Annotated in this window: 16 protein-coding genes, 1 pseudogene and 1 riboswitch; of the genes and pseudogenes, 10 read left to right on the top strand and 7 right to left on the bottom strand. The window is 73.9% G+C overall.

All coding sequences use genetic code 11. The features are described from left to right. The first annotated feature begins 20 nt into the window (after positions 1-20). Positions 21-132, top strand: a riboswitch (SAM riboswitch). Between the two features lie 344 nt (positions 133-476). The 3 genes from ACFYPR_RS26410 to ACFYPR_RS26400 are packed head-to-tail and all read left to right on the top strand — an operon-like array spanning position 477 to position 2,869. Continuing rightward, a complete protein-coding gene (locus ACFYPR_RS26410; RefSeq protein ID WP_354855080.1) occupies positions 477-1,307 on the top strand; it encodes an ABC transporter substrate-binding protein in 831 nt (276 codons plus the stop codon). 39 nt (positions 1,308-1,346) lie between these two features. Then, complete coding sequence (locus ACFYPR_RS26405; RefSeq protein ID WP_354855079.1) at positions 1,347-2,126, top strand: amino acid ABC transporter permease; 780 nt, start codon at positions 1,347-1,349, stop codon at positions 2,124-2,126. Next, positions 2,123-2,869: an amino acid ABC transporter ATP-binding protein gene (locus tag ACFYPR_RS26400; RefSeq protein WP_354855078.1), complete on the top strand. Its 747-nt coding sequence runs from the start codon at positions 2,123-2,125 to the stop codon at positions 2,867-2,869. Before ACFYPR_RS26405 ends, ACFYPR_RS26400 begins: the two co-directional genes overlap by 4 nt. Positions 2,870-2,878: 9 nt before the next feature. Here the strand turns inward: ACFYPR_RS26400 and ACFYPR_RS26395 are convergent, their stop codons facing one another. The 3 genes from ACFYPR_RS26395 to ACFYPR_RS26385 all read right to left on the bottom strand — a co-directional run bounded on the left by ACFYPR_RS26395 (position 2,879) and on the right by ACFYPR_RS26385 (position 9,478). Then, positions 2,879-4,174, bottom strand: coding sequence for a hypothetical protein (locus ACFYPR_RS26395; RefSeq protein WP_354855077.1), 1,296 nt, complete (start codon positions 4,172-4,174; stop codon positions 2,879-2,881). 145 nt (positions 4,175-4,319) lie between these two features. Then, positions 4,320-5,891 (bottom strand): Na+/H+ antiporter, encoded by a 1,572-nt coding sequence (locus ACFYPR_RS26390; protein WP_387262995.1) that lies wholly within the window; start codon positions 5,889-5,891, stop codon positions 4,320-4,322. 131 nt (positions 5,892-6,022) lie between these two features. Next, positions 6,023-9,478, bottom strand: coding sequence for a BTAD domain-containing putative transcriptional regulator (locus ACFYPR_RS26385; protein WP_387262992.1), 3,456 nt, complete (start codon positions 9,476-9,478; stop codon positions 6,023-6,025). A gap of 137 nt (positions 9,479-9,615) precedes the next feature. On the opposite strand from ACFYPR_RS26385, the gene ACFYPR_RS26380 reads away from it, so the two are divergent. The 3 genes from ACFYPR_RS26380 (at position 9,616) to ACFYPR_RS26370 (ending at position 11,673) form a co-directional block, all read left to right on the top strand. Next, a complete protein-coding gene (locus ACFYPR_RS26380) occupies positions 9,616-10,494 on the top strand; it encodes an alpha/beta hydrolase (protein WP_355068135.1) in 879 nt (292 codons plus the stop codon). A 346-nt stretch (positions 10,495-10,840) separates the two neighbouring features. Continuing rightward, positions 10,841-11,281 (top strand): hypothetical protein, encoded by a 441-nt coding sequence (locus ACFYPR_RS26375; RefSeq protein ID WP_363937193.1) that lies wholly within the window; start codon positions 10,841-10,843, stop codon positions 11,279-11,281. After that, positions 11,278-11,673: a hypothetical protein gene (locus ACFYPR_RS26370; RefSeq protein WP_363937191.1), complete on the top strand. Its 396-nt coding sequence runs from the start codon at positions 11,278-11,280 to the stop codon at positions 11,671-11,673. The genes ACFYPR_RS26375 and ACFYPR_RS26370 overlap by 4 nt, the downstream gene beginning before the upstream one ends. A 177-nt stretch (positions 11,674-11,850) precedes the next feature. On the opposite strand, the gene ACFYPR_RS26365 is transcribed toward ACFYPR_RS26370, so the two are convergent. Beyond that, complete coding sequence (locus ACFYPR_RS26365) at positions 11,851-12,786, bottom strand: SDR family NAD(P)-dependent oxidoreductase (RefSeq protein ID WP_354855071.1); 936 nt, start codon at positions 12,784-12,786, stop codon at positions 11,851-11,853. Between the two features lie 107 nt (positions 12,787-12,893). Here ACFYPR_RS26365 and ACFYPR_RS26360 point away from each other — a divergent pair. Further along, positions 12,894-13,247 (top strand): annotated as a pseudogene (locus ACFYPR_RS26360) (transcriptional regulator); the annotation flags it as partial. Between the two features lie 185 nt (positions 13,248-13,432). On the opposite strand, the gene ACFYPR_RS26355 reads toward ACFYPR_RS26360, so the two are convergent. The 3 genes from ACFYPR_RS26355 to ACFYPR_RS26345 all read right to left on the bottom strand — a co-directional run bounded on the left by ACFYPR_RS26355 (position 13,433) and on the right by ACFYPR_RS26345 (position 16,733). Next, positions 13,433-14,200, bottom strand: a complete 768-nt coding sequence (locus ACFYPR_RS26355) for a TetR/AcrR family transcriptional regulator (protein WP_387262988.1) — start codon at positions 14,198-14,200, stop codon at positions 13,433-13,435. Between the two features lie 209 nt (positions 14,201-14,409). Next, positions 14,410-16,044 carry an MFS transporter gene (locus tag ACFYPR_RS26350; protein WP_354855068.1) on the bottom strand — a complete coding sequence of 545 codons (1,635 nt, stop codon included), beginning with the start codon at positions 16,042-16,044 and terminating at the stop codon, positions 14,410-14,412. Further along, positions 16,038-16,733, bottom strand: a complete 696-nt coding sequence (locus tag ACFYPR_RS26345; RefSeq protein ID WP_387262985.1) for an SDR family NAD(P)-dependent oxidoreductase — start codon at positions 16,731-16,733, stop codon at positions 16,038-16,040. The genes ACFYPR_RS26350 and ACFYPR_RS26345 overlap by 7 nt, the downstream gene beginning before the upstream one ends. A 163-nt stretch (positions 16,734-16,896) precedes the next feature. Between ACFYPR_RS26345 and ACFYPR_RS26340 the strand changes: the two genes are divergently transcribed. From ACFYPR_RS26340 to ACFYPR_RS26330, 3 genes are all read left to right on the top strand, one after another. After that, complete coding sequence (locus tag ACFYPR_RS26340) at positions 16,897-18,189, top strand: sensor domain-containing protein (protein WP_387262983.1); 1,293 nt, start codon at positions 16,897-16,899, stop codon at positions 18,187-18,189. Further along, a complete protein-coding gene (locus ACFYPR_RS26335; protein ID WP_354855065.1) occupies positions 18,177-18,842 on the top strand; it encodes a response regulator transcription factor in 666 nt (221 codons plus the stop codon). The genes ACFYPR_RS26340 and ACFYPR_RS26335 overlap by 13 nt, the downstream gene beginning before the upstream one ends. A 100-nt stretch (positions 18,843-18,942) precedes the next feature. Continuing rightward, a complete protein-coding gene (locus ACFYPR_RS26330) occupies positions 18,943-20,004 on the top strand; it encodes a Gfo/Idh/MocA family oxidoreductase (protein ID WP_387262981.1) in 1,062 nt (353 codons plus the stop codon). Positions 20,005-20,149 lie beyond the last annotated feature (145 nt).

Below are 20,149 nucleotides of genomic sequence, written 5' to 3'. Positions count from 1 at the left end.
GAGCTGCTAGCCTCGCCGCAGGTCATGAGTGCCAGCGCGAAGCCCCGGCTCGCTGGCCGGCAACCCTCCTCCGCGGTGGGGTGCCCCGGGTGAAGACCAGGCACCGGCAGGACGCCGGCGCAAGCGTGGCCTGGCACCCAGGTCAGCAACAGACCCGGGAGACCGTATGCGCATTCTCAGCCCCACGCCACCGGCCGGTCGGCTCACGCCGCCCCTGACCCGGCGTCGCCACGTGGACCTGATGCGAATGTGCAGCGCGGCGTGTAACCACCGCCCCACGCGCTAACCCCTCCCCTCCCCTCCCTCGGGCGCACCACGCCCACCCCACCCCTCGCGTCGATCATGACGTTGTTGCCCGCCCGACCGGCGTGTCGGGGCAACAACTTCATGATCGACCGGGTCGACGCACCCTTTTGGAGACACCCGTGCGATTTTCTTCTGGCTTGAGCCGTGCCGTTGCCGTTGGGGCGGCCCTTGTGGTTGCCGGCGCGCTGACCGCCTGCGGCACCGACGACGCCTCGAACGACACCGCCGGCAACCCGTACGGCCTGGCGCAGGCCGGCGTGCTGCGGGCCGGCACGCTGACCGACGCCCCACCGAACGTGTACCTCAAGGACGGTAAGTTCACCGGCTTCGACAACGACCTGCTGACCGCGGTCGCCGGCAAGCTCGGCCTGAAGGTCGAGTTCGTCGGCACCGACTTCTCCGCGCTGCTCTCCCAGGTCAACAACCACAAGTTCGACGTCGGCAGCTCCTCGATCACGATCACCGAGGCGCGGAAGAAGACAGTCGACTTCGGCAACGGCTACGACTTCGGCTACTTCGGGCTGGACGTGCCGGCCGGCTCGCCGATCACCGGGTTCGACCAGCTCGCCGGCAAGCGGGTCGTGGTGGTGCAGGGCACCGTCCAGGACGACTACGCCACCGGCAAGCAGCTCGACCCGGTGCGGGTGCCGGACTACAACGGCGCGCTCAACCAGCTCAAGGCGGGCACCGCCGACGCGTGGATCGCCCCGGCGGAGATCGGCGAGAAGTCGGCCGCCGACAGCAACGGCAAGATCACCGTGGCGGCCAAGCAGCTCAGCCCGGCGCCGACCGCGTACGCCGTGGCCAAGGGCAGCGACAAGCTGCGCGAGGCGCTGAACAAGGGCCTCGACGAGGTGATCGCCGACGGCACCTGGAGCCGGTTGCAGGCCCAGTACTACCCGGGCCGCCCGATCCCGGCGGACTTCACCCCGGGCAGCGGCACCGTGGCGGCGCCGTCGGCGTCCGCCGCGCCGTCGGCGTCGGCGTCGGCCGCGTCCTGAACCGGTGACGAGCGAGCGGGGCGGTAGGAGAGGCGACCGATGGATCCGTTGAGCACCTTGTGGGAGACCTTCTTCGACGCCGACGCGATGCGCGAGGCGCTGCCCGAGATGCTGACCGTCGGGCTGCCCAACACGCTGATCCTGGCGGTCTCCGCCGCCCTGCTCGGCACGGTGTTCGGCCTGCTGCTGGCCGTGGCCGGCATCTCCCGCAGCCGGTGGCTGCGCTGGCCGGCGCGCGTCTACACCGACGTCTTCCGAGGGCTGCCGGCCGCGGCGACGATCCTGCTGATCGGCGTCGGGCTGGCACCGCTCGGCATGCAGGTCTGGGGACCGGACCCGTACCCGCTGGGCATCCTCGCGCTGTCGTTGATCGCGGCGGCGTACATCGGGGAGATCTTCCGCTCCGGCATCCAGTCGGTGGAGGCGGCCCAGTTGGAGGGCGCGCGGGCACTCGGCTTCTCCTGGGCCGACGCGATGCGGCTGGTGATCATCCCGCAGGGCATCCGGCGGGTGCTGCCCGCCTGGGTCAACCAGCTCATCGCGCTGATCAAGGACTCCAGCCTGGTCTACTTCCTCGGCCTGGTGGCCAGCCAGCGGGAGCTGTTCCGCATCGGGCAGGACTATGCGGCCACCACCGGCAACGAGTCCGCGTTGCTGCTCGCCGGGCTCTTCTACCTGGCGTTGACCGTCCCGCTGACGCACGTCGTGAACGCGATCGACCGGCGGTTGCGCCACGGCCGGCCGGCCACCGCACCCGCCGACGACGAGGACGAGGACGACCCGGCGCTGACCGGGGCCCCGGAAGGAGACCGGCGATGACCACCACCGCGACCACCACCTCGGTCAGCCTCCAGGCGCGCGACGTCCACCTGGCCTTCGGGCCGAACCGCGTGCTGCGCGGCGTCGACCTGACCGTGCAGCGCGGTGGGACGGCCTGCGTGATCGGGCCGTCCGGGTCGGGCAAGTCCACTCTGCTGCGTACCCTCAACCGGCTCATCGAGCCCGACCGCGGCGACGTGCTGCTGGACGGGCGCAGCGTCCTGCGCGACGATCCGGACGCGCTGCGCCAGCGGGTGGGCATGGTCTTCCAGCAGTTCAACCTCTTCCCGCACATGAGCGTGCTGCGCAACGTCACCCTGGCGCTGCGCCGGCTGCGCAAGCTCGGCGAGGACGAGGCGGTGGCCGTCGCCCGCGCCCAGTTGGAGCTGGTGGGGCTCGCCGGCAAGGCCGATGCCCGGCCGGCGCAGCTCTCCGGTGGTCAGCAGCAGCGGGTGGCGATCGCCCGGGCGCTGGCGCTGCGGCCCGAGGTGATGCTCTTCGACGAGGCCACCTCGGCGCTCGACCCGGAACTGGTCAAGGGGGTGCTCGGGGTGATGGCCGACCTGTCCGCCGCCGGAATGACGATGGTGGTGGTCACCCACGAGATGGGCTTCGCCCGGCACGTCGCCGACACCGTCGCCTTCATGGACCGGGGTGTGGTGCTGGAGGCCGGCCCGCCGGAGAGGATCTTCGAGGGCGCCGAGCATCCCCGGCTCCGCCGCTTCCTCGCCCAGGTGCTCTGAGACGACCGCTCAGCCGGCCTGGAGGCGCAGGTGCACCGCAAACGCCTTCAGGTCGCCGAGCAGCTCCAGGATGGCGTTGCGGTACGCGACCGACGCCCACAGGTGCAGCTCCTCGTCGTCCAGCCCGCCGAACGCCAGCGAGAGCGCCTTGCGCCGGCGCCGGTCGAGCACCTTGTGCGGGCGGGTGAGCAGGTCGCCCTCCCGGCGCAGCGCCTGAAGGTAGGCGGCCACCGCCTCCTGGTAGTGCCGCCCGGCGACCCGCTCCAGCAGAGTGAACTCGAAGACGTTCAACGCCGCTTCGGAATCCCAGTACGCGGCGTCGCGCACCGGCGCGCTCGCGACGTGCCGGCCCATGGCGTGCCGGGCCTCGTAGAGCAGCAGCACGCCCCGGCCGGTGGTGCTCAGCGGCCGGCGGGGCGACGGCAGCCGCAGCGTACGCACCGGCGCCGCGGCGGTCAGGTCCATTGCGCCGGCGTACGTCGGCATGCGGTGCGTTCCCGACGCCGGCTCCGGCAGCAGGCAGGCCCGCTCCTGGTAGGGCAGCGGGCCACCGGTGGGCACGGCGCGCACCGTCGCGGCGTGCAGCTCGGACAGGGGCCGGTCGTCCGGGGCCGGGCCCGGTGGCAGGGTGAGCACGAGACCGTTGACGCCGGGCACCGGCACGCCCAGCACGCAGGAGGTGCGCAGGAACGCCCAGGTCGCCGCCGCCTCGCGGATGCCGCTCGCCACCGCCTGCGCGTCGGCCCGCCAGTCCTGGGCGATCCGCAACCGCTGCGCCAGGTCGGCGGTCGCGGCGCCGTCGTGCGGGTACAGCTCCCGGACGGCCCGGGGCAGCGACCCGAGGCGCAGCTCCAGCGGGTCGCCGGTGGGCGAGGCCACGGCGTGCCTCGGGCAGTCGGCGGCGGAGTGCGGGTCACCGTCGACCGCGTGGCAGTCCCCCAGCCAGCTCGCGCCGGGCGGACCGGCCGGACGGGCGAACGCCAGGTGGGGCAGCCGGCCGGTGCGAAGCACCGTCTCGTACTGCCCTCGGGTGCGCCCGGCGCGCAGCACGTCCAGCGGCAGCATCGGCGCCAGCGCCAACACCCCCGCGAGGACGACGCAGTGCGGGCAGGCGTCACGCACCCGGTAGCGGCGGAGGTGGTCCACGCCGGGCTGCTCCCACTGGACGCCGATGACGGCGTCGTCCTGCGCCATCAGGTAGAGGAACTCGGTGGCGACGCGTTCGCGGGTGACCGCCACCAGCTCGTCGAGGAACTCCCGCTCGGTGACCGCCCGCAGGTCGGCCTCGCTCCCTCCGGTGGTCATGGGCACCCCCTCGCGGACCGAACACATCGACGGACGCCGAACCGGTTCTTACCGTACCCGCCGACGACGTGGCCGAATGTCCCGCACGCGTGGCGGGCGGTGTCACCAATCCGTCAGGCCCGGACCGGGCCGCACCGGCGGGTGTTCACTCGTTGGGTCCCCGCCCCAGCAGCCGGATCTCCTCGTTGTCCAGGGCGGCCTGAAGCTCCTGGAGCACCAGGTCGTCGATCTCCCGGTTGTCGCGCAGCCGGGTCAGCTCCCGCCGCTTGTGGGCCAGGACGCCGAGGCGCAGTCGGCGGTCCAGCCGGCGTTCCTCGGCGGTACGCCCACCGCTGTCGTTGACGTCCTCCAGGTGCCGCTGGTACTCGGCCTGTAGTCGACGTACCGCCTCCCCCTCGACGCCGACCTCGGCGGCGACCTGCGGCAGCGCGTCCAGGCCGGCCTGGGTGGCGCGCAGGCGGGCCTGCCGGGCCTCGTCGACGCGTTCGGGGTCGCCGGTCAGCCCCGCCCAGCGCACCACCAGCGGCAGGGTGGTGCCCTGCACAAGCATGATCACGACGATGACCAGCGCGGTGACGAAGATGATCAGGTCGCGTTCGGCCACCGGTTTACCGGCGGCCGTCATCGTCGGGACGGCCAGCGCGGCGGCGAGCGACACTGCGCCCCGGAAACCGGACCAGCCGGCCACGATCCCCACCCGCCAGTTGGACGCCGACTGGTCCTCGTCCAGCATCCGGCGGCGCAGCTTCGCCGACTCCGCCGTCAGGTAGAGGAACAGCAGCCGGGTGGCGACGACGACCGGGGTGACCACCAGCACGATCGCCAGGGCCCGGCCCGGCGAGGTGCTGGAGATGTCCTTCACCGCCCGGGGGATCTGCGTGCCGAGCAGCACGAACAGCCCGCCGTTGATGAGGAACGTGGACAGGTCCCAGAACGCGTACGCCAGCACCCGGGACCGGGCGCGGATCACCCGCGGACCGGCGTACGCCAGCACCAGGCCGGCGACCACGACGGCCAGCACACCGCTGGCGTGCACCGAGTCGGCGAGCAGGAACGCGCCGAACGGTGTCAGCACGCTCAGCGCCCCCTCGCGCAGCGGGTCGTCGAGCCGCTTGCGGATCAGCACCACGGCGGCGCCCACCAGCAGACCGGCGACCACCCCGCCGACGCCCGCCCCGACGAACTCCTCGCCGATGCCCAGCACCCCCGGCTTCTCGCTCTGGGTGAGCAGACCCACGGTCACCCCGAAGATCACCAGGGCGGTGCCGTCGTTGATCAGACTCTCCGCGTGCAGAGTGGTGAGCAGCTTCCGGGGCAGCCGTTTCGCCAGCCCGGTGACCGCGGCGGCGTCGGTCGGCGCGAGGACCGCGCCGAGCACCCAGGCGGCTGCCGGGTGCACTCCGAACGCCTGCGCGGTCAGGGACACCGTGACCATGGTGAGCACCACGAGCACCACGGCGAGCAGCCCGATCACCGGCAGGTTGGCCCGGATCTCGCGCAGGCTGATGGTGAGGCTCTCCCGGTAGAGGATCGCGGGCAGGAAGATCAGCAGCACCAGGTCCGGCTCCAGGGTCACCTCGGACAGCGGCGGCACCAGCCCGAGCAGCACCCCGAACCCGATGAGCAGCACCGGCGGCGCCACCCGGTACCGGCCGCCGAGGGTGGTGCCGACCAGGACGGTGACGCCCACCACCACGATCAGGACGAGCACCTGCACGGCGTACCCCCTCGATCCCCGGCCGACGACGAACGCCGGGTTGTTCCATCTGATCGCACCCCGGTTGCCGGTTCCACAGGAACGGGCAAGTCGCCGGGCGTCCGAGCGCGGGGGACGCGCCCCCGGCCGGGTCAGGCCGGATCGGCGGTGCGGACGCGCGCGGTGAGCAGGCGGGCGGTACGACGGTGCACGGCGGCTTCCTCGTCGTGGCCCAGGGCGGTGGCCAGGTCGGCGAGGTGCCCGGCCACCGGGCCGACGGTGAGCACCCCGCTGCCGGCGGCCAGTTCGCCGGCGGCCGGCCGGAGCGCGGCGGCGACGCGCTCCATGGTGGGCCGGTCGCCGACGGCGAGGGCGGCCCGCGCGGTGAGGCACAGCCGCACCTCCCGCAGCAGGTCGTGCGGCCCGTCCGGGAGGACCCGCAGGGCCGCTCGGGCGGCGCCGAGGTCCCCCTCGGCCGCGACCAGCAGCGGGCGGACCCACGGCTCGTGCGGCCCCCAGTCCAGGCCCGCCCAGTCCTCGTCGTCCGGCCCGGGGATCGGCCGCTGGCCGGCCGACCCGGACACCGGCTGGTCGTAGCCCGTTCGGCGCGCACCTGTCGGCGCGTGCGCCAGCGGGTCGGCGCTGACGGCCTCGGCCAGGCGCAGGCCGAGCAGGGCGAGGGGCAGCAGTCCGTGGGCCAGACCCGGCATGGCGTCGGCGGGGAGCGGTTCGGCGGCCGCCCGGTACGCGGTCGCCGCCGCCTCCCGGTCGCCGCCCAACGCCCGGCGCAGCGCGGCGTACCAGCCGGTGAAGACCCCGACCAGCGGCAACTCGTACCGCTGGGCGAGACGGTCGGCGGCACGGGCGTGCTCGTCCGCGCCGGCCCGGTCGGCTCGCGCGCAGCCCGACTGGACCAGGATGAGGTGACCCAGCACCTCGAAGGTCACCAATTGGCGCGCAGTGGCCAGGTCGATCAGCTCCGCGCCGATCCGGGCCCGCTCGACGGCCAGCCCGACGCGGTGGAAGGCGTGCATGAAACGCGCATTCAGCGCGAAGGCCAGCAACCCGGGGTCGGCGACGGTCCGGGCGATCCGCTCGGCCTCGGCGGCGGCCCGGCGGCCACGGTCACCGGTGGTGCCGCGCAGCTCCAGCGCGAGCGTGCTCAGCAGCCGGCTGCGCTGCGCCGAGCCGGTCGGGCCGAGGCCGGTCAGGGCGTTCTCGGCGGCGCCGACGATCCGCGCGGAGAGCAGGTCGTCGTCGTTGCGGGTCCAGATGGCGGGCACGTCGAAACCGGCCAGCACCTCCGCCGTCAGCCGGGGGTCGCCGACCGCCTCGGCGTCGGCGATCGCCTCGGCGCGGTACGTCCGTGCCTCGGCCAACCGGCCCGTCACCGCCAGCCCCCGCCCCAGACCCAGCACCGCGCTCAACCGCTCGCGCCGCTCGGTCCCCCCGGCCCGGTCGTACGCGTCGATGACCTGCGCCCACAGCCGGGCCGCCTCGTGCGGGTTGCCGGCGCGTTCGGCCTGTTCGGCGGCGGTACGGGCGTAGCCCGCGGCCTGGTGGGCGGCTGCCGGGCCGCCGGCACGCAGCAGGTGGTGGGCGAGCGTGGCGGGGTCGACGGGCTGGCGCCGCCGCAACGCCTCGGCGACGGCGGCGTGCCAGGCCGCGCGACGCGCCGCGGACAGGTCCGCGTAGAGCGTGTCGCGGACCAGGATGTGGGTGAACCGCAGTCGCCCGTCGGGCTCCCGCTCGGTCAGGAACCCGGCCTGCAACGCGCGGTCCACGGCGTCCAGCAGCGCCGCCGGGTCGCCGGTCAGCGCGCCGAGCACCGCGGGGTCGACGTCCCGGCCGAGCATCGCCGCCTGCCGCAGCACGGTGCGGGTCGGTGCGGGCAACTGGGCGAGGCGGTGCCGGATGACATCACGCACCCCGGGCGGCACCGCCGCCAGCGCCGCGCCGCCCGCACCGGCGTACAACTGGGCCAGCTCCCGGACGAAGAACGGGTTGCCGCCGCTGCGGTGATGGATCAGCCCGACGGTGGGCGGGTCCAGGTCCCCTCCGACGAGGGCGCGGGCCAGCTCGCCGATCGCCTCGGGAGACAGGCCGCCGAGGTATACGCGCACCGGTTCGAGCCCGGCGGCGCGGGCCAGGGCGGCGGTCAGCTCCGGGCTGATCTCGGTGGCCCGGTAGGTGCCCAGGACCAGCACCGGCCCGGTGGCCGGCTGCGGCCCGGTGAGCAGGGCGGTGAGCAGATCCAGCGTGTCGCCGTCGGCGCGGTGCAGATCGTCCAGGACCAGCAGGAGGGGCCCTCGGTCGGCGACGGCGGAGACCAACGACGCCACCGCGCGGTGCCGACGGAACCGGGCCACGGCGGGGTCACCCGCGCCACCGGTCCCGGCCGTCCCACCGCCGTCGAGCGGCTCGCCCGACCCGGACAGCTCGCCCGACCCCGACAGCTCGCCCGGTCCCGCCGGCCCGCCCGACCCGGACGGCTCGGTGAGCGTGTCGGTGATCTGGGTCCACGGCCAGGCGGCCGGGGCGCCCTCGTACTCGGGACTGCGGCCCCAGGCCGTGGTCCAGTTCTCGGCGGCGAGCTGCCGGGTCAGCGCCTCGGCCAGGGCGGTCTTGCCGGCGCCCGGCTCCCCGCTGAGCAGAGCGAGCGAGGGCCGGCCGGACCAGGTGGCGACCCGGCCGGCGTGCCGCAGCCGCTCCAGCTCCGCGTCCCGCCCGACGAACTGTCGCTGCGGCGCCGCTGCGGACCCACCGTCCCGAACGGGTCCGGCACGGTCTGCCACGGCCACGGCCACGGCGGGGGCCTGGGTCAGGTGTGGCGCCTGAGCCAGGATGTCGGCCTCCAGCCGGCGCAGCTCGGGCCCCGGGTCCAGACCCAGCTCAGCCACCAGGACGTCGCGGGCCTCGCGCAACGCGGCCAGCGCCTCGCCCTGCCGGCCGGCGCGGTACCGGGCCAGCGCGAGCAACCGCCAGGCGTCCTCCCGCAGCGGATGACTGGCGAGGTGGGCGGGCAGGTCGGCGGCGGCCTCGTCGGGACGACCCAGCGCGAGCAGCGCCTCGGCGCGCCGCTCGACGGCGAGCATCCGCAGCTCGTTCAACCGGTTGATCTCCGCGACGGCCCAGAGGGCGCCCGCGCAGTCCGCGTACGCGGGACCCCGCCACAGCCCGAGCGCCGCGTCCAGCGCGGTCAGGGCCGGCGCGGGCAGTTCCCCGCCCAGCAGCCGTCCCGCCTCGCCGACGGCCGCCTCGAAGCGGTCGGCGTCCACCGTGTCCGGGGCGGCCCGCAGCGCGTACCCCGGGGGTTCGGTGACCAGGAGGCGGGGTGGCTGCCGGGGCGGCCGGTCGGGCTCCAACGCCCGGCGCAGGTCGGCGACGAAGGTGCGGATCGCGCCCACCGCGCCGTCCGGCGGGACCTCCCACAGGTCGTCGACGAGGCGTTCCACCGGCACCACCCGGCCGTGGGCGATCAGCAACCGGGCCAGCACCAGGCGCTGCCGGTGTCCCCGCAGCGGGACCGGGCCGCCCGCGGCGGTGGCGGTCACCGGCCCGAGTACGCCGAACGTCACCCCCACCGGCGGCGTCGGTTGCCTGGTCATGGCACCAATCTAGGCGGCCGTGCCGGCCCGCACTGATCCGGCGCTGACCGTCTGCTGATCACCGCCGGGCAGCCTCGGTGACGTACGACGGCGACGGGCGCCCCGCCCGCCGACCCCGCTTCCCAGGAAGGTTTTCCGTGCAGCCGAGGATCAACGGATTCGACTACCAGCGCGTCACCGTCGCCGACGGCGTGACGCTCACCGCCGCCGTGGGTGGCTCCGGACCACCGGTCGTGCTGTTGCACGGTTTCCCGCAGACCCACCTCATGTGGCGGCACGTGGCGGCCGACCTGGCCGCCGACCACACGGTCATCTGCCCCGACCTGCGTGGCTACGGCGACAGCGACAAGCCCCTGGACAGCGACGGCACGGCGTACGCCAAGCGGACCATGGCCGCCGACGTCGTGGCGCTGGCCGGCGCGCTCGGCCATGCGCGCTTCGCCCTGGCCGGGCACGACCGGGGTGCCCTGGTCGCGTTCCGCGCCGGCCTCGACCACCCGGCGGCGATCAGCCGGCTCGCCCTGCTCGACGTGCTGCCCACCCTGGACATGTGGGACGTGCTGCACGGCGCCAGCGCCGCGGTCGCCTTCCACCTGTACCTCATGGCGCAGCCGCCGGGCCTGCCCGAGGAACTGATCAGCGCCAGCCCGGACGCGTTCTTCAACCATTTCCTCGACGTCTGGACCCGCGACCCGGACGCGCTGCCGGCCGAGGTACGTGCCACGTACCTGCGGGCGTCCCGCAACGCGGTCACCTCGATCGTCGCCGACTACCGGGCGTCGGCCGGCATCGACGTCGTCCACGACGCGGCCGACCGGGCGGCCGGCAACCTGCTGCGGATGCCGGTGACCGTGCTTGCGCAGGACTGGGGCGCGGCGCTCGGCTACGACGCGGCGGGGGTGTGGCGGGCCTGGGCCCCGGACCTGGAGCACCAGACGGTCACCTGCGGCCACTTCATGGCGGAGGAGGCGCCGACCGTGGTGGTCCGGGCGCTGCGGGACCTGCTCCTGCGCTGATACGCGGGTCGGACGAAGACACCCGCTGAAAAGTAAGATATCCGACACTATTCGTCACTGATCGCGAGGGGTCGCCGCCGTGCCGGCGATCCCTCGCGCGTAGGCCGCGCACACGCCCCGCAAACCAGCTCTGACCTGCGAAAGGGCTACCTTACACCAGGTGGACGAGAGCCGGTCACCGATGCTACACAGACAGTTACCGGCAGCCAACGACGGCGAGTCGCTGACCGCCTCGACCATCGACCGTCCACAAGCATCGCCACCCGCGAACCGGATCGCGCGTGCGACCTGACACGACAGCGGCCGGTGGCGGGCCAACGGTTCCGGTCTCGACCAAGGAGTCACCGTGGGACATCCCCGCTCCCGGGCCAAGAGCCAGCCGTTCGAGGTCGCCGCCCTGGTTACGACGCCCATCTGTGGGTTCCTCCTGCTCGTGCTCGACGTTCAAGCACCGTCGGTCCAGCTGTCCATGCCGGAACCCGTCCAGCTCGGCTGGGAGGTGGCGCTGATCGTGGTCGGCGTGGGCGGTCTGCTCGGCATCCTGTGGCCTGGTCGGCTCTCCACCGGCCTCGGCATCGAGCTCGCGTCCGTGCTGGTGCTCGGCACCATCATCGGCATGTACGCGGTGGCGGTGACCGGTTCGCAGGGCCTCGTCGCGGCGTCGTTGATCAGCGCCGTGCCACTGGGCGCCTTCTGGCGGGCCGCCCTGATCGCCGTCGACCTCCGCTGTCTGGCCTACGGCCACCAGTGCGCGACTCACCGACGCGTCGTGGGAGGTGTCACGTGATCTCGGCACCGACACCCGAAGCGCCGCACTGGGTTCAGGTGCTGCTCAGCCTGCTCGGCATCCTCGGTGGGACGACCGGTCTGGCCGCCATCGCCACGGTCGTGTCGCAGCGGGGCAAGTTCAAGGCCGACGCCGCCGACACGCTGACGGAGGCCGCCCTGACGCTCGTGCAGCCGCTGCAGCTACGGATCACCGAGTTGGAGGGCGAGGCGGTGAGCGCGCGATCGGAGCTGGGGTTGCTGCGCGAGCAGGTCAACCAGTTGCAGTTTCACGTCCGGGTGCTAACCCGCACGCTCGACCGGTGGCGTGCCGCGGTGCACGCCCCGGACGCCACCCTACGCAAGATCCGCGCGGTGGTCGCGGAGTCCGAGCAGCTGCCCGAGGACCAGTGACCGGCCACCGCCGGCTCATCCGCCGTCCGGTGAGCGCAGCCGGGCGATGAGGTCGCGTACCGCCGCCCGGAACTCGGGGTCGGACTCGCCCGGGTGGTGTCCGCGCACCGGTGGCGGCCGGCGCTCCCCCCGGTGACGGCCGGCCGGGTGGGATCCGCCGGGGCCGGGCCGTCGAGGTCAGCGGGCGGCGCCACCGGCGGCGACGAGGTCCGCCGCCACCTCCCAGAGCCGCTCGGCGTTGCCCGCGTCGACCGCGTACGCCGCCACGCCGCTGTAGTCGGCGGGCCGCTCGGTCCGGACCGGGGCCTCGGCGCAGTCCTCGAAGTAGCGGCCACCCACGCCGTCGAGCAGCGGGGACGCGGCGAGCAGCACCGAGGTGGCGGCGCCCTGCTGCGGGGTCTTCTGCCGCTCCTTCGGGGTACGCAGCCCGCCGGTGTGCTTCTGCAGCCCGGTCGCGATGGCGCCGGGGTTCAACGCGTTGGCGTGGATGTTCTCGCCGGACCAGCGGCGGTCGGCCTCGACGGCGAGCAGGGCCTCGGCGCTCTTGGACTGCCCGTACGCCAGCAGGGGGTCGTACGGCCGGAACGCGAAGTGCAGGTCGTCGAAGACCACCGGGGAGAAGAGGTTGCCGCTGGAGCTCACCGACACGACCCGGGCGCCACCGGCCGCGGCGAGGGCGTCGTGCAGGCCGACGGTCAGCGCGTAGTGCCCCATGAAGTTGGTGGCGAACTGCATCTCCCAGCCCTCGGCGGTGCGCTCCAGCTCCGGCAGCGCCATGATCCCCGCGTTGTTGACCAGGATGTGCAGTGGCTCGTCCCAGCCGGCGACGAATCGGCGTACCGAATCCTGGTTGGCCACGTCCAGCTCGCGGGCCGTGACCCGGTCCGCGCCGATGCTGGTCGCGATGTCGGCCGCGGCCTGCTCACCCGCACCGACCCGACGCACCGCGAGCACCACCTCGGCGCCGGCCGCGGCCAGCGAGCGGGCGGTCTCGACGCCGATCCCGGCGGCGCCGCCGGTGATGACGGCCCGCTTGCCGGTCAGGTCGACTCCGGCGAGCACCTCGTCGGCGGTCGAGGCGAAACCGAATGGCGTCGTGATTCGCTCGGTCATCTCTGTCCCATCTCTCGATCACGCTTACGTGACCCACTGTCACTCGGCCGGCGGGCGATATCCGGGTTACCGGTTTTCCTGGCCGCCCGGCACGGCGCCCGGAGCGGGTGTCGGTGGGCATCCGACAGTTGGTGGGTTCGTGGGCGGGGACGCCCGCCTTCGTGCACGGCCGGCACCTGGACGTGCTCTTCGCCAACCCGATGGCGACCGCGCTGGCACCGATCTACCGGGTCGGGGTGAACCTGCTGCGTGCGGTCTTCCTGGGCCCGAGCGTGCCGGCGCTCTATCCGGCGCCGGAGGCGGTCGCCGCCAGCGCGGTGGCCGGCCTGCGCGCGCAGGTGGGGGTCGAGGTGGACGATCCACGGCTCACCGAGCTGGTTGCGGAGTTGACGACCGGCAGCGAGCTGTTCCGGCGGTTGTGGGCGCGGCACGACGTCACCGTCCGCGCCGGGGGCGGGCGCCGGGTGTTTCACCATCCCCAGGTCGGCGAGTTGGAGCTGCGCTACGAGAAGTCACGATCAGCGGCACCACACAGTCGCTGGTCGTCTACCACGCCGAGCCGGGCAGCCCGTCCGCCCGCTCCCTCGCTCGGCTCGGGGCCGCCGTCTCAGCGCCGGAGGCGCACGGATAGCACCAGAAGGCGGGGCTACCGGCTGGCCGCCCGCTCGGCGACCACCACGGAGATGCCGTCGAGGACGCGTTGCAGGCCGAACTCGAAGGCGTACTCCGGGCCGTACGCCCCGCCGTGCTGCTGGCCGGCCGCGGTGCCGACCCGGGACGCGGTGGGATAGCTGTCGGCCGTCAGGAACGTCTCCAGCCAGGGCGCGTGCGACTGCCACCACTGGCCGTCGGTCATGCCGGTCTCCCGCTCCAGGTCGACCACCTCGGACGCGGCGCGCGCGGAACTCTTCACGTGCCCGAGGACGAGGGTGAGCACCGCGTCCATCTCGACGTCGGTGAGCCCGATGTCGGCGACCGCGCCGAGTTCGTGGTCGTACTTGGCCACCAGGTGCGGGCCGAGCACCGGACGGGTCGTCTCGGCCCGCAGCATCCACGGGTGGCGCTGGTAGAGCGCCAGGTTGTCGTGGGCGATCCGCTCCAACCGGGCCCGCCAGTCGCCCTCGACGGCGGAACGCGGCATCTCGCCGTACACGGTGTCGATCATGACGTCGACGAGTTCGGCCTTGCCCGGCACGTAGGTGTAGACGGACATGGTGCCGACACCCAACGCCTCACCGACCCGGCGCATGGTCAACGCGTCCAGGCCCTCGGCGTCGGTGATGTCGATCGCGGCCCGGACGATCCGGTCGACGCTGAGGCCCGGCCCGGCGCTGCGGCTGGTCGGTTCCCGGGTGCGCCAGAGAATGGCCAGGCTGCGGGCCGGATCCGCGGTCGCCTTGCGCTCACTCGCCATGGTGCGGCCATCCTAACAACGCGGTCGTACGACGTACGTCGACCGCGAGGCGGTGCCGGCGAGGCCGTTCTGCCACCGCGCCGGCACCGACCCGTCACGGCTTCACCCGGGTGGGATCCAGCTCGCCGTTCTCGATGTGGCGCAGCAGCGGCGTCACGTCCTGCCCATGACGCGGGCAGAATTCGCCCACGAGATGGGGCGTACGGAGATCAGAGTCCTTCGCGGTCGTCGGTCAGCGCCGGCCCGGCGGCGGCCGGCACGAGGTGGCGCACCTCCGGCTCGCCGTCGGTCAGCTCCCGGGCCCGCGCCTCGGCCTCGCGGTCCTCACCCGTCAACCGGCCACCGTGCTGGCGCAGGTGCTCGCCCCAGGACGGCACCAGGTACACCTCGATGAACCGGTCCGTCGTCTCGGCCGGCCGGAACAGCCCCCAACGCATCGCGCCGGTGCGCTGCCGGGCGCCGCGCACCACGTCCATGGCCGCGAGGAACGGTCCCGTCCGCTCCGGCCGGACGGTGTACTGCACCGTCACCAGCACCGGTCCCACGCCCGGGTCCGGCTCGTGCGCGAGGTGCAGTTGCGGCCAGTAGGCCGACGGTTCGCGGTTCACCGAGCGCAGGTCCGGAAGCGGCCAGATCCGGCTCGTCACGGTCCCGACGAACATCAACGCCGCCGCCGCGAGGTAGGCGAGGACCAGCCCGCCCACGTCGGCCACCAGACCCCACACGAGGGCGCCGACGGCCTGCCCGCCGGCGAAACACACCTGGTAGACGGCCAGCCCCCGGGCCCGTACCCAGCTCGGCAAAAAGAGCTGTATCTCGGCGTTGACGTTGGCCAGCACCGTCACCCAGGCCATCCCGGCCGGCAACAGGGCGAGGAGCACCAGCGGCACCACCCGTACGGTGCCGAGGACCGCCAGCGCGATGGTGAACAGCGCGCCGGCGATCAGCAGGAGCTGGTTGGCCGACAGCCGGGCGCGGATCACGGCCAGCAGCACCCCGCCCGCGATGGCGCCCACCCCGAGGGCGGCCAGCAGCAGCCCGTACCCGCCGGAGCCCAGCCCGAGCCGCCGGGCCGCCACCAGCGGCAGCAGCGCCCACAGCGCGCTGGCCGGGATCACGAAGACCAACGCGCGGCGCAGCAGCCGGCGCACGATCGGCGAGTGGCGTACGTAGCGGCTGCCCGCCCGTAGCGCGGCGGTGAACCGCTCGGGCACCTCGACGGCGCGGGCGCTTCCCGGCCGCCAGCGCCACAGCGCGGCCGCGAAGATGGCGAACGCCACCGCGTTGAGCCCGAAGACCGGGGCGACGCCGGCCCGGGCGATCAGCACGCCGGCCACCGCGGGCCCGACCGCCCGCGCCACGTTCACGCTTATCGAGCCGAGCGCGGACGCCGACCGCAGTTGCTCCTGCGGCACCAGCTCCGGAATCACCGCCGCCCAGGCCGGCAGGGTGAGCGCCTGCCCGACCCCGAACGCGAAGGTGAGGGTGAGCAGCAGGGCCGGCGGCATCCGGTCGGTCAGGGTGAGCAGGGTCAACGCCACCGCCACCGCCACCAGGAACAGCTGGACGGCGATCAGCAGGCGCCGACGGTCGAAGCTGTCGGCCAGCACCCCGGCGGGCAGCGCCAGCAGCAGCACCGGCAGCAGGCTGGCGGTCTGCACCAGCGCGACAAGCGTGGAGGCGTTGGAGTGGTGGATCAGCAGCCACTGCGCGCCGACGGTCTGCATCCAGGTGCCGATGTTGGCGGCGAGCAGGGCCAGCCAGAGATTGCGGTAGACGGCGCCGCGCAGGGGCGCCCACGCGGAGGCCGGACGGTCCCCCGGTCCGGCTGCCGCCGTCACCACCGCCCGTCCGCGCGCAGCACGCGCTCGCCGGAGACGTAGAGGTCGTCGGGTTGCAGCAGCAACAGCCGGACGACCTCGGCGGCGACCTGCTCGGGCAGGGCGTACACCTCGTCGAGGAACTCCGCGCCGACGCGTTCCTGCAAGCGGGTCGGCATCGGCCCGGGATCCAGCTCCATCACCTTGATTCGGTTGCTGTGTTGGGCCTGGGCCAGTGACTCGACGAGGCTGCTGCCGTAGCTCTTGGTCGCCCGGTAGACCGGGATGCCGGGCCGGGGCGCCGCCAGCGCCATCGCGCCGATGTACACCACGTTCCCGTAGCCCTGCCGGTGCAGATGCTCCAGCGCCTCCCGCAGCAGGTACGTCGTACCCAGGACGTTGATCTCCACGGCCCGCCGGATGTGCTCCACGGGCAGGTCACCGAGGTCGCCGCCCGCCCACATCGACGCGCAGGCCGCGACCCCGTCGACGGTGCCGTAGCGCCCCACCACCTCGGCGAACGCGTCCCGGACCTGCTCGTAGGAGGAGACGTCGCAGACCGCGCCGTCGCACCCCAGCTCGTCGGTCGTCGCGGCTACCTCGGCCGGCACGTTGCCGAACACCACGACGTGGTACTCGTCGACCAGCAGCCGGGCCACCGCGAGGCCCAGCCCGCTGGTACCGCCGACCACCACGAAGGTTCTGGCATCCAATGTCTCTCCAGCCGCCGCCGCCACAGGTCACACGGATCGCGTGATGGCGCGTTCTTCCCGTTTCCGGACCCCGCACACCCGCTACGGCGGTAGTGCTGGGCATACCCGAAGAGTGGATCTGGACGGCTGGGGCACCCGGTCGCTCCCGATTAGCGTCTGCTGCATGACTCCGGAACACCCTTCGCACCTGGCCGGGGCGCTGCGCCAGCGCCGCTGGCTGCTCTCCGCCTGGCCCTGGCGCGCGCTGGCCTACCTGGTGACCACCGTGCCGATCGCCGGGGTGCTCGGCGTCGGCCTGCTCGTCATCGGCGGACCCATGCTGCCCGCCGTCAACGCGCTCCGGCGGCAGGGCCGACCGCCGAGCATCGCGCTGATGCTGTTCCTGATTTCCGGCAGCGTCATCCTGGTGGCGTTGGCCCCGATCCTGAGCTTCGCGGTCGCCGCCGTCGAGCGGTGGCGGGTCCGGCTCGTCGACAACCGTCCGCTGCCCTCGTCGCCGTGGCCGGGCCTGGCCGCCCGCTACCGCAGCCCCGCGACCTGGCGGGAGGTGGCATACCTGTTCTGGCTGGGCGGGTTCGTGCCGGTCGCGTACTGGGTGTTCCTGGTGCTGGTGCTGCTCGACCTCGGGATGATCTCCAGCCCCTGGCTGGCCGGCGACGCCAACCAGCCGGTGGTGATCTGGCAGCCGATCGACAGCACCGGCGAGGCCGTCCCGTACGCGATCGTGGGGGTGCTGCTGATCCCGGTGCTCTGCTACGCCGTCGGTCTGCTCGCCGCCGTTCAGGCGGCGGTGGCCCGCTGGCTGCTGGCCCACCCGGTGGACGCAGCGGCGCTGCGCGAGGTCACCCGCTCCCGCACCCGGCTGGTCGGCGCGTACGAGGCGGAACGGCGCCGGATCGAGCGGGACCTGCACGACGGCGCGCAGCCCCGGCTGACCAGCCTCAGCCTTCAGCTGGGGCTGGCCCGGCTGGACGTACCCGAGGACTCCCCCGCCTCCCGCCCCCTCGCCGTGGCGCACGACCAGGCCCGAGGTCTGATGGTGATGCTGCGGCAGTTGGTGCACGGCATCCGCCCGCAGAGCCTCACCGACCTCGGCCTGGCCGGCGCGGTACGCGAGCTGGCCGGTGCCGCCACCATCCCGGTCACCGTGCACGCCGACCTGCCCGGTGAGCTGCCGGAGATCGTGGAGACCACCGCCTACTTCGTGGTCTCCGAGGCGCTGGGCAACGTGGCCCGGCACGCCCGCGCGACCCGCGCCGACGTACGCCTCACCCGGGCCGGCGCGGACCTCGTCGTCGAGGTGACCGACGACGGCCACGGCGGCGCCGACCCGGCCCGGGGCACCGGCCTGACCGGGCTCGCCGACCGGGTGGCCGCCGTGGGCGGCCGGCTGCTGCTGTCCAGCCCGTCCGGCGGCCCTACAGTGGTCCGGGTGGAGCTGCCATGTCGTCGGTGACCCGGGTGGTGCTCGCCGAGGACGAGGTGCTGCTGCGCGAGGGCCTGGTCGCGCTGCTGACCCGCTTCGACTTCGCGGTCTGCGCGGCTGTCGGCTCCGCGCCCGAGCTGCTGACGGCGGTCCGTGAACACCAACCGGACCTGGTGTTGACCGACATCCGGATGCCGCCGGGCCGCCGCGACGACGGGCTGCGCGCGGCCGTCGCGCTGCGCGGCGAGCGACCCCACCTCCCGGTCGTGGTGCTCAGCCAGTACGTGCAGACCGGGTACGCGGCGGCGCTGCTGGACAGCGGCGACGGCCAACGGGTGGGCTACCTGCTCAAGGACCGGGTCGCCGAGGTCACCGAGTTCGTCGACACGCTGCGCCGGGTCGCCGGCGGCGGCACCGCCATCGACCCGGACGTGGTCCGGCAGCTGCTGCACCGCCCCCGCGACCCGCTCGCCGCGCTGTCCGCCCGGGAACGGGAGGTGCTGGCGCTGCTCGCCGAGGGGCGCTCCAACGCCTCGATCGCCGCCCGGCTGCACGTCACCGAGGCCGCCGTCGGCAAGCACGTCGGCAACATCCTGCTGAAGCTGGACCTGCCACCCAGCGACGACACCAACCGCCGGGTGCTCGCCGTGCTCACCTATCTGCGCGCCGACCCGGTGGGCTGACCAGCGCCGGGCCCCGATCGGGCCCGACCGGGCGCGGCGTAGATTCGAGCACCGGCACCGCCGCCGGTCCAGGGCGCGGGCCAGGAGATGGGAGTACGGCATGGCGGAGGCGCTGCGGGTCGGTCTGCTGGGATACGGGTTGGCGGGCCGGGTGTTCCACGCACCGCTGATCGCCGCGACACCCGGGCTGCGGCTGGACGCCATCGTGACGCGCGATCCGCAACGGCGCGAGCAGGCGCACCAGCACTTCCCGGACGCCCGCCTGGTCGACGACGCCGACGAGCTGTGGCGTACGCCGGAAGCTCTAGACCTGGTCGTGGTCGCGACGCCGAACCGGCAGCACGTGCCGATGGCGCGGGCGGCCCTCGCGGCCGGCCTGCCGGTCGTCGTCGACAAGCCCCTGGCCCCCACCGCCGCCGACGCCCGGGCGCTGGTCGAGGAGGCCGACCGTCTCCGAGTGCCGCTGACGGTGTTCCAGAACCGCCGCTGGGACGGGGACTTCCTGACCGTCCGCGGGCTCGTGGAGCGGGGCGAGCTGGGGCGGGTGCTGCGCTTCGAGTCCCGGTTCGAGCGGTTCCGTCCGGCGATCAAGCCGGGCTGGCGGGAGCTCGCCGGCCCGGAGGAGGCCGGTGGCGCGCTGTTCGACCTGGGCGCGCACCTCATCGACCAGGCCGTGCAGCTCTTGGGCACGGTCGAGCGGGTCTACGCCGAGGTCGACCGCCGCCGCGCGGGCGCCGAGGTCGACGACGACGCGTTCGTGGCGCTGACCCACGCCAACGGCGTGCACTCGCACCTGTGGATGGGGGCGATCACCGCTCAGCTCGGGCCGCGGCTGCGGGTGCTGGGCGACCGGGCCGGCTACACCACCTACGGGCTGGACGTGCAGGAAGCCGCGCTGCACGACGGCGGCCGACCGGACCAGCCCGGCTGGGGCGAGGTCCCGCCGGAGCGGTACGGCCTGCTCGGCGTCGACGGTGACCTGCGCCCGACGCCGACCATGCCCGGGGCGTACCAGAGCTTCTACGCCCAGGTGGCGGCGGCGTTGCGCGACGGCACGCCGATGCCGGTGGACCCGCGCGACTCGGTCGCCACCGTCGAGCTGATCGAGCTGGCGCACCGGTCGGCGGCTGAGGGCGTGGTGCTGCCGGTCCCGGCCGCCTGAGACGGCCGAGCCCTCAGAGGTACGCGAAAACCAGTGGAGTGGCGGCGCTTGCGCCGCTAGCGTCCTGCCTCAACCTGTCGTCGAGGCGAGGACGTCCCGTTGTACACCCTGTGAGACCTCCCGAGCGCTGATTCGCGCGTCGCGC

Origin of the sequence: Micromonospora sp. NPDC005254, assembly GCF_042872525.1 — a bacterium.
GTDB lineage: Bacteria > Actinomycetota > Actinomycetes > Mycobacteriales > Micromonosporaceae > Micromonospora.
The sequence above is the reverse complement of the archived record's forward strand: the minus strand, read 5'-3'. Positions and strand labels throughout refer to the sequence as shown.